Here is a 14,970-nt window from a genome sequence, read left to right as displayed (position 1 = left end):
AACGACTCCTAAAACTTATTAGGGGCAAACATTGCCACTGCTAAGTAGATGAAAAGTGCTATGGAGAGTATTAGAAATATCCAGTCCATATAATTTGTCCTTAAGAAATTGAGTGACAGGACAAATATATGAATTAACCGCGTAAAGTCTCTAGAATGGCAAAGACGAATCCCGTAAAGAATACGTAAAAATAACAATATTTAGCAAAAGTAGGTGAGGATAAATATGCAACGTTGGTGTGTTTAGCAAGTGGCAAAGAAAGGCTGGGTTTTATCAATATTTTAACAATTATTTGCCGTTATGGGTGATGTCATAGTCTTCAGAATTAGAAGGTAATCCACATCAACTACTGAGTAAATTATTAATAATAAATAGAAATATCAGCTATGGATACTAGCTGATATTGGGGGTTACTCTGCTAAAATAATCCTAGCACTTGATTTAATGAGGGGTAATATATAATAGATAACTCAATTATTCGTTGTTAAATTAAGCTCTATATTTTTTATTTTATTATAGCTATCTGTCTTAATCTCTTTAAGCACACCTTTATTATCATCAATAAATAATGCTTTTATATCATTCTGATTAGCGATGGCTAATCCTTGTTGACTTCCTAAACATAATAGCGCAGTAGACCAAGCATCTGCTCTAGCCGGATCCGTTGCCAACACAGTGACAGATACTGTGTTATGGGTTACGGGTTTACCGGTTCGCGCATCAATAATATGTGAATAGCGCTGCCCTAAATGATCGAAATAGTGACGGTATGTGCCAGATGTCATAATGGCTTGAGGGAAATCAATAAGTAGAACTTTTTGCATTGTACGTTGTTCAGGAAGCGGTTTTTCAATCGCGATTTTCCAAGCAGAACCGTCGAGCTTACTGCCGTGTACGACCATTTCGCCGCCAATCTCTACCAAATAGTTATCGATATTGTATCGCTTTAGCACATCTGCAACTTTGCCTACACTATATCCCTGTCCAATCGAAGATAAATCAAGATGTACCTCTGGCAAATCTTTAGTTAACATTTGATTATTAATACTTAAATGATGTAAGCCAACATAGGTTAATGTCTGTTGAAGTGCACTTTCTGTAGGAATAGTTAATTGGTTATGGGTAAATCCCCACAAATCGAATAATGGTTTAATGGTCAAATCATAACATCCCTCCGTTTTTGACGTGACCTCCTTGGCTATTTCTATTAGTCCTAAAATATCATCCCCGACCGCCATAGCGGAATGCATATTGTTAAAACGAGAAATTACAGAATCAGAACGATAAGTAGACATATGAAGATCTATTTCTGCCAATTGCCGCTCAATATCGCGATTTATCTCTGTACTATTTATATTGTCTTTACTCCAAAATGTCACATGCCAACTCGTCCCCTGCGCAAGGCCTTCTAACTTGGTATAAACTGGCGATTTCTGACACCCTACTAACATAATGAGTAATATACATGCTAATAACCACTTCATATAATGATCCTTTCAATCAATACGGGTGATTGACTGCAAACTAAATTTATATTTAAAATCGCCAAAATGCTCGTGAGAAAATAATTAATACAGGAAATATTTCTAGTCGGCCAAAAAGCATAGCCACACACATCAGCCATTTCCCCGCATCTTTTAAAGTGCCAAATCCAGATGCTGTATCACCATAACCAATCCCCATATTATTAATGCAAGCGGCTACGGTTCCAAAGGAAGTTGCAAAATCATGTCCAATGGCAACCAATCCCCATACAAAAACGCAAGTAAAAAATATATACAGAAAAAATAATCCCCACACTGAACGAATGACCCTGTCTGAAACGACTTGACCACTAATCTTTGTGGTTAAAATGGCATTTGGATGAACTAATTGGTGAATTTCTCGGATCCCTTGACGATACAAAAGTAAAAATCTGACAGCTTTAATACCGCCACAAGTAGAACCAAAACATCCTCCAAAAAAGCTCGCGCCTAATAATAAAAGCACAATATGACTGGGCCAATTAGGATAACCTGCAGAGCCTAATCCATTGTCCGTCATAACTGAAACTGTTTGAAAAAATCCATGTACCAATGAATCTTTAATATCAAAAGTTTGAGTACGATTCAGCTCTAAACAAGCGATCCCAACAACGATAGATAATATGAGAATAAAAAATCGAACCTCCGCATTATACCAAATAGGCTTGAAGCTTCGCCGAACTAACACTATGTAGTATAAGGCGAAATTGATTGCTGCAAGTATTGAAAACACACCACCCACAAGCTCAATTGCAGCACTGTTATAATATCCTAAGCTGTCACTATGTGTGGAAAATCCACCCAATGAAACGGTAGATAGACTATGACATATGGCATTAAACCAATTCATTCCTGCAAGTTTATAAGCAACTGCACAACCTAAGGCAAGTACGCTATAAAGCCCCCATAAATTTCGAGCCGTATCCGCAAGGCGGGGCGTCATCTTTTCCTCTTTCATGGGACCTGGCATCTCAGACTGATATAATTTTGCGCCACCAATACCAAGAAATGGCATAATTGCAACGGCCAAAACAATTATCCCTAACCCACCGAGGAAATTAAGCTGTGCTCGATAAAATAAAATCGATTTGGGTAGTTCATCAATATCTGAAAAAATCGAGGCTCCAGTCGTCGTAATGCCAGACACACCTTCAAACATGGCATCGGTTAAACTCAAGTCCAATCGTCTATCAAGAAGAAAAGGTAATGCACTCATTAAGGAAAATATCAGCCAAAATAAACAAGCGACCATGAAGCCATCACGTTTTTGCAGATTTTTATTTTCCTCACTTGTCATCTTCCAACCGACCACACCAATAAAAAGGGAAAGGAGGAATGTGATTAAAAATGGAGTGATATATCCATCTTTATAAAATAATGCAACAGCGATAGGCATCAACATGGTGAAGCTATATATGACAATCAAAAAGCTACATAGATGAATTATGGTATGAAATCGAGAGCTAGATTTCTGTATTCCACTGACTGCAATCATTCCAACTCACCTTTAGATATTTATCGTGAAAGACTTAATGAATAATTTATTAGGCATCATAAAATACAAGCGCTCACGTCCTGTTCTAAAATCATATGCAATCGATAACAGAGTTAGGTTAGGAAATAGATCTTCCCCTAATACTCTTTGTTGTCGTCTAAGGTGGATTGCAAGTTGACTTATCGTCGCGACAATGGCTATGACAATAAAAGCGATTAGATTGATAAAAACAGCCACATCTATCATTGGGAGGGAATAATAAGGAGCGTTAAATAAAAAATGAACACGAATAGCTTCAAAAAATGCAGCCATATACGCATATTGAAAACAACATTGAAGTGTAATCATAACGACAACGAGTTGGAGTACAATAATAATGCTTTAGATGACACCCTCCAAGAGGGTAAATACAAGCAAATAGCGAGTAAGCACTCAGAAATAAAGCTCAACCTAACAGAGAGTTTAAAAACACTTAGTTTGTCCATCAAAATGTAAGTCGTTATGTCATACAGATTTTCACTTTAACAGACGAAAACAATTCTGACGCGTAAAAAAAACGTAAAAAATTACGGGAATTAACTTTATATAGACGAAATTAATAACATTATACTTTTGAAATCCCCAATCAATTTAACTGGGGATGGCTAGTATCAATATGCTTAAATGGCTAAGGCTTGCTCAAGATCGGCAATCAAATCTTGAGGATCTTCGACGCCAATGCTCAATCTAATCAGGTTGTCATTCACCCCTGAAGCTAGCCGACTCGCGGCATCCATAGCAGCATGGGTGGTACTTGCTGGGTGACAGGCAAGACTCTCTAAGTCGCCTAAACTGACCGCTTGGGTAAACAAGTTCAAATGATCTAAAAACTGCGCCGCTCGATTAAAACCCCCTTCGAGCTCAATACTCACCATACCGCCAAAGGCGTTGATGGTTTCACTCAGAACTTGATGACCTTGATCATCTGCTAGCCCTGGGTAATAAACTTTTGCAACGCTCGGATGGGTTGCAAGAAAAGCGGCGACCTTAGCCGCGCCCGCAAGATGAGCATCCATTCTAAGTGCTAAGGTACGTAAGCCTCGCTGTAATAAATAGGCTTCCTGTGGCCCAATCGCAGCGCCGATATGTTTAAGCGCTATAGTGCGAATAGGTTGCATTAATGCCTTAGGTCCAGCGACAACACCTGCGATTAAATCGCCATGGCCACTTAAATACTTAGTGGCACTGTGCATCACAATATCAATGCCATGTTCCAGTGGTTTGAATAAATACGGGGTTAAAAACGTATTATCACAAATGGTTATAGCGCCCACTTTTTCGGCGGCACGCTTAACCTTACGGTAGTCACTGACTTTTAAGGTCGGATTGGTGATGGGCTCAAATAAAATAATTTTTGTTTCGGCGGTAATCTCTGCCAATAAATGATCATCGTCTTGATAACGGCGCACAGTAATACCCGCGCGGGTTAACGTTTGGATTAAAAATGCCGCAGTGCCACCGTATACGGGGTCGATAAATGCGATTTCATCACCTTGACTGGCTAAGGCATAGAAAATACTGCTGATTGCCGCCATCCCACTCGCAACAACGAGTGCTTCATCAGCCCCTTCCAGTTGTGCTAATTGATATTCAAGCGCCTGCACTGTCGGATTCGCCATACGACTGTAGATAAAGCCCGGTTGCTCACCTGCAAAACGGGCTCGACCATCCTCGGCACTACCGTAGGCGAAGGTGCTACTTTGATAGATAGGAGTTGTAAGAGCGCCCGTCGAGTTATCAGCGGCATAATGGGTGTGAAGTAATTTAGTTTTAAATTGCATAATAGATCCTAATAACCATTAAATGGCATGAGCGAATGAGGCGTAATGTGCTTGAGCAACGTCGGGATGAGAGCGTAAACGCCCTTTTAATACGTTCTGGCCCACTTGGTGGAAAAGTGGATTTAATGGATCGCTTGCCGGTCCTTGAGCTTGGTTCGCCAGATGCTTTGGCAAAGGTAACAAAGGGACTGTCGCATTCAACTGCGCCGCCATAAAAAAGGCGCACGAGTAGCGCTCGACCCCAGCAGGCGGGCTTGTCACCCTATGGTTGGTTGCCTTTAAATACCCATTAGAAGCCAACTCAAGTAATTCACCTATATTCACCACAAAGGCGTCTTCTAATGGCGGTATGCTTAACCAACCGTTGTCAGTCTGAACCTCTAAACCGGATTGCTTATCTTGCAGCACTAAGGTCAAATAGCCAGGATCTTTGTGTGCTCCTACGCCTTGGCCTGAAGTCTGTCCATCCGCGCTGGGATAGCGAATAAGCTTCATATGCTGATAAGGACCCGCTTCGATCGTGGCATCAAAGGCGCTTTCTGGCTGCTCTAGCGCAACAGCTAAAGCCCTCAATAGTGTGACACTGGTATCGCCTAAATCCTGTTGCCATGCCAATAAAGTCGATTTCATCTGTGGTAATTGTGACGGCCATTGATTAGGTCCCTGTAGCTGCCACCATATAGGCACATCAGACTGCTGAGGGTTAGCCACTTCTTCTTGCATGATATCAAACTGTTCCCGCAAGTCCGGTTTCCCTAAGGTCAATTCACCTTGCAAACGGGTATAACCGCGAAAATGCGGTGTATTCGCCATTTTCACCGCAAGTTTATCTACGACGGGCAGCGCAAAGAAATCTGCCGCTAACTGAAGTACTTGCTGCTGTCTAGCAAGCTCAATGCCGTGGCCTGTGAGATAGAAAAAACCTATTCTTCTGGCAGCATCGGCAAGCTTAGTAATAAAAGCGTTACGACGTTGTCCACCGGCATGCCAATCACTTAAATTCAATATCGGTAATTGTTCCATCAATGACTCCCATTTAATGCATTGTCTGAGCCGGATTCTATGCCTTTATGGGTCGATGGATAATGAATTAATAACTATTTGATATATTAAACGGTAATAATAGATCATTTGAATATATAGACATCTAGGCTTCTATACTGCTAGATTTGAATTTCAAAGGTTAAAACAACGCTAATTATTAGGCCAACTCAAACCGCCCACTCAGATAAACATCATAAGCCATACTGCTTAATGATATTTATCTGGTTACTTTTCAATGCATTAGTAAAATTAAGATATAAAAATAAAAGCGAGTCCACTTTTGCGGCACTCGCTTTTTAAGGTTTCGAAGTTTTAACGTTTCTAAGTCATGTCAGTTATAAACCTAGATGCTTCTACCAATGACATTATTGATCATGCCAAATTAGCACTTGGGCTGGCTCACCATTACTACGGGTGGCGCGGTACATACCTTCGGTATTAAATGGCGTAGCAATATTGCCACGCTGATCGACTGCAATCACCCCCCCCGAACCGCCAGCAGTGATAAGACGTTGATTAATAACTTCATCTGCAGCCTGAATGATAGATTTTTGCTGATATTTCACCTTGGCACAAATATCCCCCGCGACGAGGTAACGGATAAAGAATTCACCATGACCCGTTGCCGATACGGCACAAACACCGTTTTCAGCATAAGTGCCAGCACCGATGACAGGAGAGTCACCGATACGACCAAAGCGTTTTGCCGTCATACCACCGGTCGATGTACCTGCAGCTAAGTTACCCTTTTTATCTAAGGCGACAGCACCAACGGTACCAAATTTGTAATCGAGGTCCTTCATCTCAACATTAGCAACTTGTTCAGATTTAGCCGCAACTTGCAGTTTTTGCCGTGCATCGAGTAATTGCTGATAACGCTCGTCAGTATCAAAATGATGGTTTGGCACTAAAGTAAAGCCTTGAGTCAGGGCAAATTCTTCCGCTCCTGCGCCCGAGAGCATCACGTGCTCAGATTTATTCATCACGGCCAAGGCTAAGTCAATTGGATTGGCAATATGACGCACTCCAGCGACAGCGCCAGCATTCATGGTTTTGCCATCCATAATAGAGGCATCTAATTCATGTCCGCCGTCATAGGTATAAACCGCGCCTATACCAGCATTAAACAGAGCACTATTTTCAAGGATATTAATTGCGGTTTGTACTGCCACTAAGCTGTCACCGCCCTCCTCTAAGACTTTTGAGCCTTTATCGACCGCTTCCTTTAACTTATCTTTGTAGGCTTGGCGTTGTTCAGGGGTGAGATTAGCTTTAGAAATCGTCCCCGCACCGCCATGGATCGCAATGGCGAACGGTTTATCATTGGCAAAGGTGTTATGTGACATAAAAAGTAGGCCCGAAATAATTAAACTAAAGGTGGCTAATTTTGTTTTCATTCTTTACATCCCCTTAAAAAGTAGCGTCCTTTGTAACCATTTCATCGTGTAATTTCAATCATCTCCTTGCCTGTTGGTTTTATTCTGGCGACAATGATGCCAAATCACAGGGACTATAAAGTGCAGCCATTTTTGCAAATCACCTCACATTACATTCGTCTTTGCTTGTTTCTGAGTCTGATTTCAGTCACATCAGTCGCGGCAGCAGATGATTTTATCAAATTATCTGTTACAGGCGTAAATGAAGCGCTGCGAAGCAACATAGTTGCTCACTTAGGCGCTTTACCTGAATCTGAGGTGCAGCGCCGTGCCTTTTTGTTTAATGTCGATGACAATATCAGCACTGCCTTAGAATCCATGGGTTACTATCACGGTGAAGTAGAAGAAAAGCTGATTGAGCATGACAAGGGACCGTGGGAATTAAAACTTGAAATCAGCCCCGGCGAGCCAACCATTGTTCAGTGGGTTGATATTAATTTTAGTGGTGAAATGCTTGATGACCGAGCCTTCGATCAATGGCTCGCAAAGGTCAACATTAAACCCGGCGATGTGTTAAATCACGGTGTTTACAGCGACGTAAAATCGCAACTGGTCACCTTAGCCTTGGCACGAGGTTACTTCGATGGCGAATTTACTGAATCACAAATTAAAGTTAACCGCGATATTAATACCGCACAGGTAAGTTTGCATTTTGATTCAGGCAAACGTTACCGATTTGGCCAAGTCAGTTTCGATGGCCATAGCTTAGAACCCGATATATTAGAGGATCTTATCCCCTTTAAAGAAGGTGCTTCATACTCAACTCGCCGTGTAAGCGCCTTGAATCGTCAGTTATTAGATACTGGTTATTTCGCCAATATCAAAGTGATCCCGCAAATCGATAACGTCGAAGATAACCATATTCCAATGCGAGTCGACTTATCGCCTAAGGCAAGTCACGCAATTGAACTCGGTTTTGGTGGTGATATTGGCAAAACAGATCAAGCCTTTGATCCGAGGGTACGCGTGACTTGGCGTACACCACAAATCAATAAATACGGGCATTCCCAAGAAACCAGTCTCGAATGGTCGCCCGATAGACCAAAGTTATTAACCACTTATACGATTCCGCTCACACATCCCTTAGACGATCAATTAAAGATCCGCCTCGGTTTGCTGCGGGACAAATACGGTGTGACTCAAGTATATGATGCCGAGAATCGTGATTTTAGTAACACAGGACAGCTCGAGTCGACTAAGTACCTTCTGGGACTATTACGTCAACAAAGACTAGAAAATCAATGGCTAATGAGTTATTCGTTGGAGGCCATACGCGAAGAATATACTCAGTCTGATGTCGATTATATGCCGTCATTTTATCTGGCAGGAATTAACTTTTCTCGGACTAGCCGGGGGGATAACTCACTGGATCCTAAATCCGGATTTAGACAAATTTACAGCCTAGACTATGCCGATCCCTATTTAGGATCAGAAACCCGCCTAGCCCGCTTGCAAGCTAAATTTAAATGGATTGATACCTTCTTCGATAACCACAGAATCGTCGCTCGTATTGATTTAGCTGCCAACTTAGCTAACGAGAATGATCTTGCCTCTATCCCACCATCACTACGCTATTTTGCCGGTGGCGATCAGAGTGTCCGAGGTTATGGTTATCAAGAACTCGGCCCCTATTTAGACTATGTTGCTGACGATGGAAAAACCAATCGCGAGGTTATCGGTGGCCGCTATTTAATGGTTGGTAGTTTGGAATATCAATATTATGTGACCCCCACTTGGCGGGTCGGCACATTTATCGATGCGGGTAACGCCTTCGATAATAATCAATTTGAACCTGTCGTCTCTGTCGGTGGCGGTATCCATTGGATCTCCCCGATTGGTCCAATCAAATTAGATTTAGGGGTCGGATTGAAAGAAACTGAAACCATTGAAAGATCATGGCGAATTCACCTAACCATGGGGACAGATCTATGAGCCAGCCCCCAGAGCATAATAAGCCAAGCGAACAAGATATCGTTGATAATCCCATCACTGAAGCCGAAGCCACTGAAACCATAGTGACCTCTGTCACCCCATCGGTGTCATTCATTCAAAGACTGTGGCGGCAGTTCAAACTCTGGACTCGGATTATTATCTATGTGCCATTAGGGCTTTTAGTGTTAATCGCCCTATTACTCGGCACTGAATTTGGCTCGCGCATTACCGTGGGTTTAGCCGATCAATTTGTACCCGATCTTGAACTGACTTATACCTCTGGTTCCATTAACAAAGACTTAGCCCTATCACACGCGGCTTGGTCTATGGCCGGAATAAACGTGCAACTTGAGGATCTGCATTTACTGTGGCAACCCGCCTGTTTGCTACAAAAACGCTTATGCATGAATAGCTTATCTGCTGCTAAAGTCGATGTCACTATTGATACCCTAGCGCTTTCTGCAGACTCAAACGAAGCACCAGTCGCGCCACTTGATGAAGAACCCAGCGAGCTCCTATTACCCTTTGATATTGTTTTAGATTCTGCTGAACTCAATGGTGTTAATATCCAAGTGGATGATATGCAATTTACCGCTAATCGTCTTAACGCAGAAGCACAATGGTTTACCGAAGGTTTGTCGGTTAAACAGCTATCCAGCGAAGGATTATTCATACTGATCCCTGCATCAACCGATGTAGCAACGCAAGCCAGCACGCCAGCGGTAACGAATGCAGCAGATCCCAGCACTGCTACGAATACAACACCGACACCGTCGGCCAGTCCGTCGCTAACAAAAGAGGCTGAATGGGCTTTAGCACAATTGCCACAAGTATTTATGCCTTTCCCTGTGACAGTCAATGCCCTAACGCTAGACAACACCACGCTGCAAATCGGCGATCGTAAAGATGTTTTTAGCCATGCAGAACTACAAGGCAGTTTCCGTGAATACCAATTGACCTTAGACCATCTCGCCATCAGCCACACCGATGGCAGCGTCGATATCACAGGCAGCCTAACACTTGATAAAGATTATCCACTCGATTTAGAGGCAAATCTCACCCTTAACCAACTAGTCGAATTGCCAGATCTCACTCATCAAGTATTAACGTTAAAGCTGAGCCAAAGTTTAGGGCAACTTCAGGTGAATGCCGTCGCCAAGGGCGATGCCGACTTTACGCTAGATGGCCAAATAACACTGCAAGACCCTAACCTGCCCTACAAGGTGAAACTTGAACAGACACGGCTTCAGTGGCCACTGAAGAACCCTGAATACTCGGTAAGCAATGCCACGCTCGATAGCCAAGGCGACCTCGTTCGGCAAGAGGCGAGTCTTACTGGCCAACTGATCACACCCTTTCACAAAGTGCTCGACATAGACACTGACATCCATCATCAAGATGCTAAGTTAACTATCAATAATCTTGATGTAATGGGCGCGATTGGTAAGGTCAAACTCACGGGCGAACTCGATTATCAAAAAGCCATTAGCTGGAACGCCAATCTCTGGATCAATGACATCAAATTACAAGAAATACAGCTGCCACAAACGGATACAGCGCAAAGTACAACGGATTTACCGGACAGTTTGATTTCAGGAAAATTACGCACTAAAGGCTCATTTGCAGACCCCCGTTGGCAAGTATCCCTGAGCGATACTGAGCTCACTGGCACTTTGCAAGGTTATCCCTTCGATATTACAGGGGATATCAGTGTGAATGATTCCCTGTATGTCAGTGCTAAGGGGCTGAACGCCAAAGTACTAGGTTCAACTCTGGCACTCAAAGGCGAAGCCAATGCCAATTGGGATCTCCAAGGTGAATTACAAGTGCCCGACTTTGGCCTATGGTTACCTAAGGCCAGCGGCCAACTACAGGCGCAGATCAATGTCACTGGTGACGAGAAACATCCTCAGGTCGAGCTTACAGCGCAGCTGGCAGAACTTTACTATCAAAACATTAAACTGCAGGAATCTAATTTAAAGGCCTATTACAAGCCGCTAGATCAACATGAGTTTGCTATCTCGCTAAAATCAAAAACCTTGCAGATTGCAGAACAAAATTTAGATACAGTGACACTCGGGGCGAAAGGTACCATTAACGCTCAAAAACTCACTCTCAACGCCACGGGCGATCTTGGGCTCGATGCAACGATGAGCAGCCAATACGATGTGAAGAAGTCACGACTACAGCTCGATGTTGATCGTTTAAATCTCAACACGCCCGTAGGCCTATGGCAGCTCGATAACACCATTAATCTGGCTTGGGACCAAATCAAGAATCAAGGCAGCATTACGCCCTTTTGCCTCATGAATCCCAATAGCCGTATCTGCCTAAACAGTAATACACCAATAGGTAAAAAAGGCAGCGCACAGGTGAGCTACTCAGGTAATCCAGGGCAATTACTTATCCCAATATTACCAACGAATATGCGTTGGAACGGCCCTGCATCGCTATTAGCCAATGTTGCATGGGCTGCTGGCCGTAAGCCTACTGCCGATGTGAACTTTGATTTTGCTCCCGGCAGCATTATGCTCAAACGGGATAAAAATCGTGAAGTCACCATTAATTACCAAAACCTATCATTAAAAGCGACCTTAGATGCAAAACGGCTGGCGACGGTTTTAGATTTTGAATCAGAAGGCGTGGCCAGTTGGCAGAGTGAGATTAACGTCAATGTCACACCCGATCGCACCCTGTCAGGTTATGCCAATATCAAGCAAATCAACTTGCAGCCACTTGGAGAGTTTTTCCCTCAATTAAATACAGTGCAAGGTTTGCTGACGAGTCAACTTGACTTTGCGGGTAGTCTAGATGCGCCCGAAGTATCGGGGAGCATGGCCTTAACTGAGGGCGCCTTAGCCCTAACCGCAAACCCAACATTAATCGACAAAATTGACATGTCGATGTCATTTGCGGGTCAACAAGCGCAGCTTAAGGGACGCTGGATGATGGGCAATGGTTTAGGCAGAGTGAATGGTCAACTGCAATGGCCCCAAGGTCAATTTAGTGGCGAGTTAGCCCTCGAAGGCGATAAGCTCGCCGTGATCCAACCGCCACTGGCTATTCTCGATGTCTCCCCCGAGATCAACTTAACCTTCAACAGTAAGCAACTGGCAGTAAAAGGAAAAATAGCAGTACCTTCTGGCAACATTAAAATTGTGCCATTAGCGGAAGGCGGTGTCGCAGCCTCCGAAGACGTGGTATTTGACGACTCCATTGCCGCTACTCAGCCTAAAACTAGCCCCTACGCCATCGTTGCAGATCTGAATATCAGTGTGGGGAACGAACTCAGAATTGATGGTATGGGCCTCAAAGGTAAACTCCAAGGGACCTTAAAGCTACAGCAGCAAGCTTTCCGTCCTCCTTTGCTCTTCGGTAATATCAAAGTCAATCAAGGTAGCTACAAGTTTATGGGCCAAACCCTAAAAATCCGCACTGGTGAAGTGCAATTTGTGGGGCCAACGTCATTACCAAACCTGAATATTGAAGCAATACGGGAAATTAAGACTGAAGACTTAGTGGCAGGTGTACGCGTCACAGGCACGCCATCACGCCCGGTGGTGACCTTATTCTCCAATCCCGCCAAAGAGCAGGCCGAAATCTTGTCTTACATTATCAAAGGCAGTGGCTTTAACAGCGCCAACAATGAGCAAAATAACTCGCTGATGATGGGCGCGGCACTCGGTTTAGGTTCACAAGTGGGCGGCGGCGCAATTAACAACCTAGGGAATACTGCGACAGGACTCATTGAAGAGTTTGGTTTCTCTAACGTGCAACTCGACACTAATGATGAAGGGCGTGTGGCGATCAGTGGCTTTATCGGCGATAACTTAATGGTGAAATACGGAGTAGGTGTATTTAACCCTGGTTACGAAATGACAGTCAGGTATTACTTGCTCTCACAACTCTATCTAGAAACCGTGTCAGGCACTTTAGGCCAATCACTTGATATCTATTACAACTTCAATATCAAGTAACCATATGAATACCAAGATATTGACACTACAAAATTAGCATCCAATCACTCTAACCAAACAATCTCAAAATACGGGTTACAGTATGTTGAGGTTGTTTGGGTAAAGCCTAAGTGTCTACCCATAAATACAAACAACTAAAAATTAGCCACAAAAAAAGCGCCCTTAGGCGCTTTTTGCTTCAGTTACAACAATTAAGCGTAAACGAAGTCAACATGTTCAATGATTGGCTTGAACACGTGGCGTTGCATAGCTTGTGCACGAACACCCACTTCTTTACCATCAACAACGATAGTCAGAGTAGAAGTGTAGAAGTCAGCATTAGCTTGAATGTTAATGATATCTTTGTGATCAAAAACAATAGAAACTGGCTCTTTGCCTTGGCCATAAATAACAGCAGGTACTTTACCAGCATGGCGTAGGCGGCGGCTCGAACCTTTCCCTATTTCAGTGCGGGTTTGTGCTTGGATAGTGTAAGACATGTGTTTCTCACTTAAATTTAGAGTAAAAAGTTGCCGGCATTTTCGACCAATGACGGCTCATATAAAGCGCGCGAATACTAACATAGATACCCAAAGCGCACAAGAATACCGCAAGCCCTCTATTTATCGGCGTCAGCGTTAGCAAAACAGACCGCTATTTATAAAATTGAGGAACTTGTATCTTGGCTGTTACGGCAGAGAAAAGGCTTTGATCTCAAACAAAAAACACGAGATCTAGATCACACTGGGAAATTGAGAAGCCTGTTAAGCTCGGGCAAATTTCGATAACTGCTGTGTCAAAAAATGCGTCATGCGCTATACCAGTTACAACAAGAAAATAGACTTTCATGCCAACTGGCCCGTGAACTCGTCTCTCTTATCGAAACCGTTCCTTATCAGCAAAATACCCTCGAATTAAAATTCTTAGAATTGCTTGCCTGCACCCAACAAAAAAACCGCAGCTTGATCTTACTTATGCAAATTATTGAGTCTGTCGATATTGAGTCGCAGAGGCAAAGACAATATCAATTTTCACAACGTCTCAGCCTATTGATCTGTGATTGGCAACAACATAGAGAAATGAACAAACTCAATCAACAATTTATCCCGCTGCTCAGACATTACTTGATCGAATCGCAAGCCTTGGAACAAGATTTTTATCAGCAGATCCAACAACAGATCATTGCTACCAGTGCCTTACCGGACCACAATCGACGTGCACAAAGCCAGAATTAGGATAATAACCCACACCACCGAGTTTCAGGGATAAAGCCGCCTCTCTGAGGGTTTTTAGTTTAACGCTAGGGATCGCTATGTCCATCGCCATGCCGCGCATGTGATAACTCTTCTTAGCAACTCCGCCACTGTGGCTCACGAGCATGGCATTGGTTTTTGGTGAACGGTAACCAGAAATTACATGGATTTCATCGTTGGTATTCAAGGTTGTTTTGAGCGAGTGGAGTAAATCAAATAAGCGCTTATCCATAGGCGCTGCCACATTCTGACGATGATCCCGCAGCAAATGATTAAAATTGTCTAACACCTTGCTCTGATAATGACCATCTACCCAGTAACTACCATCATCGCGCTCGCCAGTATGACGATTAAACAAACTTAACTCGCGGATCCCTTTGGTTGAACGGCTGGCAACTGCTTTTGAGGGAATAAAGGAACATAATGCCACACCACTAAGGCCTAACAATAACTGCCTACGGGCAGGACATATTAAAGTCACATGATCACCTTTTGTATGCTTTTTGGTCAC

12 protein-coding genes are annotated in these 14,970 nt (G+C 43.2%); 3 read left to right on the top strand and 9 right to left on the bottom strand.

Annotation, left to right across the window (positions count from 1 at the left end; translation table 11 throughout):
- Nucleotides 1-8: 8 nt before the first annotated feature.
- The 7 genes from L5M17_RS23120 to L5M17_RS01725 form a co-directional block, all read right to left on the bottom strand.
- Nucleotides 9-89 carry a potassium-transporting ATPase subunit F gene (locus L5M17_RS23120; RefSeq protein ID WP_105252297.1) on the bottom strand — a complete coding sequence of 27 codons (81 nt, stop codon included), beginning with the start codon at nucleotides 87-89 and terminating at the stop codon, nucleotides 9-11.
- A gap of 381 nt (nucleotides 90-470) precedes the next feature.
- Nucleotides 471-1,484: an FAD:protein FMN transferase gene (locus L5M17_RS01745; RefSeq protein WP_263144779.1), complete on the bottom strand. Its 1,014-nt coding sequence runs from the start codon at nucleotides 1,482-1,484 to the stop codon at nucleotides 471-473.
- Nucleotides 1,485-1,536: 52 nt separating this feature from the next.
- Nucleotides 1,537-3,018, bottom strand: coding sequence for a TrkH family potassium uptake protein (locus L5M17_RS01740; RefSeq protein WP_263144774.1), 1,482 nt, complete (start codon nucleotides 3,016-3,018; stop codon nucleotides 1,537-1,539).
- 12 nt (nucleotides 3,019-3,030) lie between these two features.
- Nucleotides 3,031-3,390 carry a DUF4118 domain-containing protein gene (locus L5M17_RS23115; protein WP_411568929.1) on the bottom strand — a complete coding sequence of 120 codons (360 nt, stop codon included), beginning with the start codon at nucleotides 3,388-3,390 and terminating at the stop codon, nucleotides 3,031-3,033.
- Between the two features lie 287 nt (nucleotides 3,391-3,677).
- Nucleotides 3,678-4,838 (bottom strand): trans-sulfuration enzyme family protein, encoded by a 1,161-nt coding sequence (locus L5M17_RS01735; protein ID WP_263138312.1) that lies wholly within the window; start codon nucleotides 4,836-4,838, stop codon nucleotides 3,678-3,680.
- Between the two features lie 18 nt (nucleotides 4,839-4,856).
- Nucleotides 4,857-5,861 carry an isopenicillin N synthase family dioxygenase gene (locus tag L5M17_RS01730; RefSeq protein WP_263138310.1) on the bottom strand — a complete coding sequence of 335 codons (1,005 nt, stop codon included), beginning with the start codon at nucleotides 5,859-5,861 and terminating at the stop codon, nucleotides 4,857-4,859.
- A 386-nt stretch (nucleotides 5,862-6,247) separates the two neighbouring features.
- Complete coding sequence (locus tag L5M17_RS01725) at nucleotides 6,248-7,279, bottom strand: isoaspartyl peptidase/L-asparaginase family protein (RefSeq protein WP_263144772.1); 1,032 nt, start codon at nucleotides 7,277-7,279, stop codon at nucleotides 6,248-6,250.
- A gap of 120 nt (nucleotides 7,280-7,399) precedes the next feature.
- Here L5M17_RS01725 and L5M17_RS01720 point away from each other — a divergent pair, with 120 nt between their 5' ends.
- Both L5M17_RS01720 and L5M17_RS01715 read left to right on the top strand, forming a co-directional pair.
- Nucleotides 7,400-9,250, top strand: a complete 1,851-nt coding sequence (locus L5M17_RS01720) for an autotransporter assembly complex protein TamA (protein WP_263144769.1) — start codon at nucleotides 7,400-7,402, stop codon at nucleotides 9,248-9,250.
- Nucleotides 9,247-13,227 (top strand): translocation/assembly module TamB domain-containing protein, encoded by a 3,981-nt coding sequence (locus L5M17_RS01715; RefSeq protein WP_263144766.1) that lies wholly within the window; start codon nucleotides 9,247-9,249, stop codon nucleotides 13,225-13,227. Before L5M17_RS01720 ends, L5M17_RS01715 begins: the two co-directional genes overlap by 4 nt.
- A gap of 191 nt (nucleotides 13,228-13,418) precedes the next feature.
- Here the strand turns inward: L5M17_RS01715 and rplY are convergent, their stop codons facing one another.
- Nucleotides 13,419-13,706 (bottom strand): 50S ribosomal protein L25, encoded by a 288-nt coding sequence (gene rplY, locus L5M17_RS01710; RefSeq protein WP_028760163.1) that lies wholly within the window; start codon nucleotides 13,704-13,706, stop codon nucleotides 13,419-13,421.
- A gap of 303 nt (nucleotides 13,707-14,009) precedes the next feature.
- On the opposite strand from rplY, the gene L5M17_RS01705 reads away from it, so the two are divergent.
- Nucleotides 14,010-14,441: a hypothetical protein gene (locus L5M17_RS01705; RefSeq protein ID WP_106650352.1), complete on the top strand. Its 432-nt coding sequence runs from the start codon at nucleotides 14,010-14,012 to the stop codon at nucleotides 14,439-14,441.
- On the opposite strand, the gene L5M17_RS01700 is transcribed toward L5M17_RS01705, so the two are convergent.
- Nucleotides 14,392-14,940: a DUF882 domain-containing protein gene (locus tag L5M17_RS01700; RefSeq protein WP_028760165.1), complete on the bottom strand. Its 549-nt coding sequence runs from the start codon at nucleotides 14,938-14,940 to the stop codon at nucleotides 14,392-14,394. The two genes, L5M17_RS01705 and L5M17_RS01700, sit on opposite strands and share 50 nt — an antisense overlap.
- Nucleotides 14,941-14,970 lie beyond the last annotated feature (30 nt).

The sequence above is a fragment of the Shewanella sp. SW24 genome (assembly GCF_025653395.1).
Classification (GTDB): Bacteria; Pseudomonadota; Gammaproteobacteria; order Enterobacterales; family Shewanellaceae; genus Shewanella; species Shewanella oncorhynchi.
Note: the sequence above shows the minus strand (reverse complement) of the source record. Positions and strands in the feature narration are given on the sequence as shown.

What these genes read in the sequence shown, in the direction of transcription:
- L5M17_RS23120 (WP_105252297.1), bottom strand. Translation starts at nt 89, where the DNA reads ATGGACTGGATATTTCTAATACTCTCCATAGCACTTTTCATCTACTTA.
- L5M17_RS01745 (WP_263144779.1), bottom strand. Translation starts at nt 1,484, where the DNA reads ATGAAGTGGTTATTAGCATGTATATTACTCATTATGTTAGTAGGGTGT.
- L5M17_RS01740 (WP_263144774.1), bottom strand. Translation starts at nt 3,018, where the DNA reads ATGATTGCAGTCAGTGGAATACAGAAATCTAGCTCTCGATTTCATACC.
- L5M17_RS01735 (WP_263138312.1), bottom strand. Translation starts at nt 4,838, where the DNA reads ATGCAATTTAAAACTAAATTACTTCACACCCATTATGCCGCTGATAAC.
- L5M17_RS01730 (WP_263138310.1), bottom strand. Translation starts at nt 5,861, where the DNA reads ATGGAACAATTACCGATATTGAATTTAAGTGATTGGCATGCCGGTGGA.
- L5M17_RS01725 (WP_263144772.1), bottom strand. Translation starts at nt 7,279, where the DNA reads ATGAAAACAAAATTAGCCACCTTTAGTTTAATTATTTCGGGCCTACTT.
- L5M17_RS01715 (WP_263144766.1), top strand. Translation starts at nt 9,247, where the DNA reads ATGAGCCAGCCCCCAGAGCATAATAAGCCAAGCGAACAAGATATCGTT.
- rplY (WP_028760163.1), bottom strand. Translation starts at nt 13,706, where the DNA reads ATGTCTTACACTATCCAAGCACAAACCCGCACTGAAATAGGGAAAGGT.
- L5M17_RS01705 (WP_106650352.1), top strand. Translation starts at nt 14,010, where the DNA reads ATGCGTCATGCGCTATACCAGTTACAACAAGAAAATAGACTTTCATGC.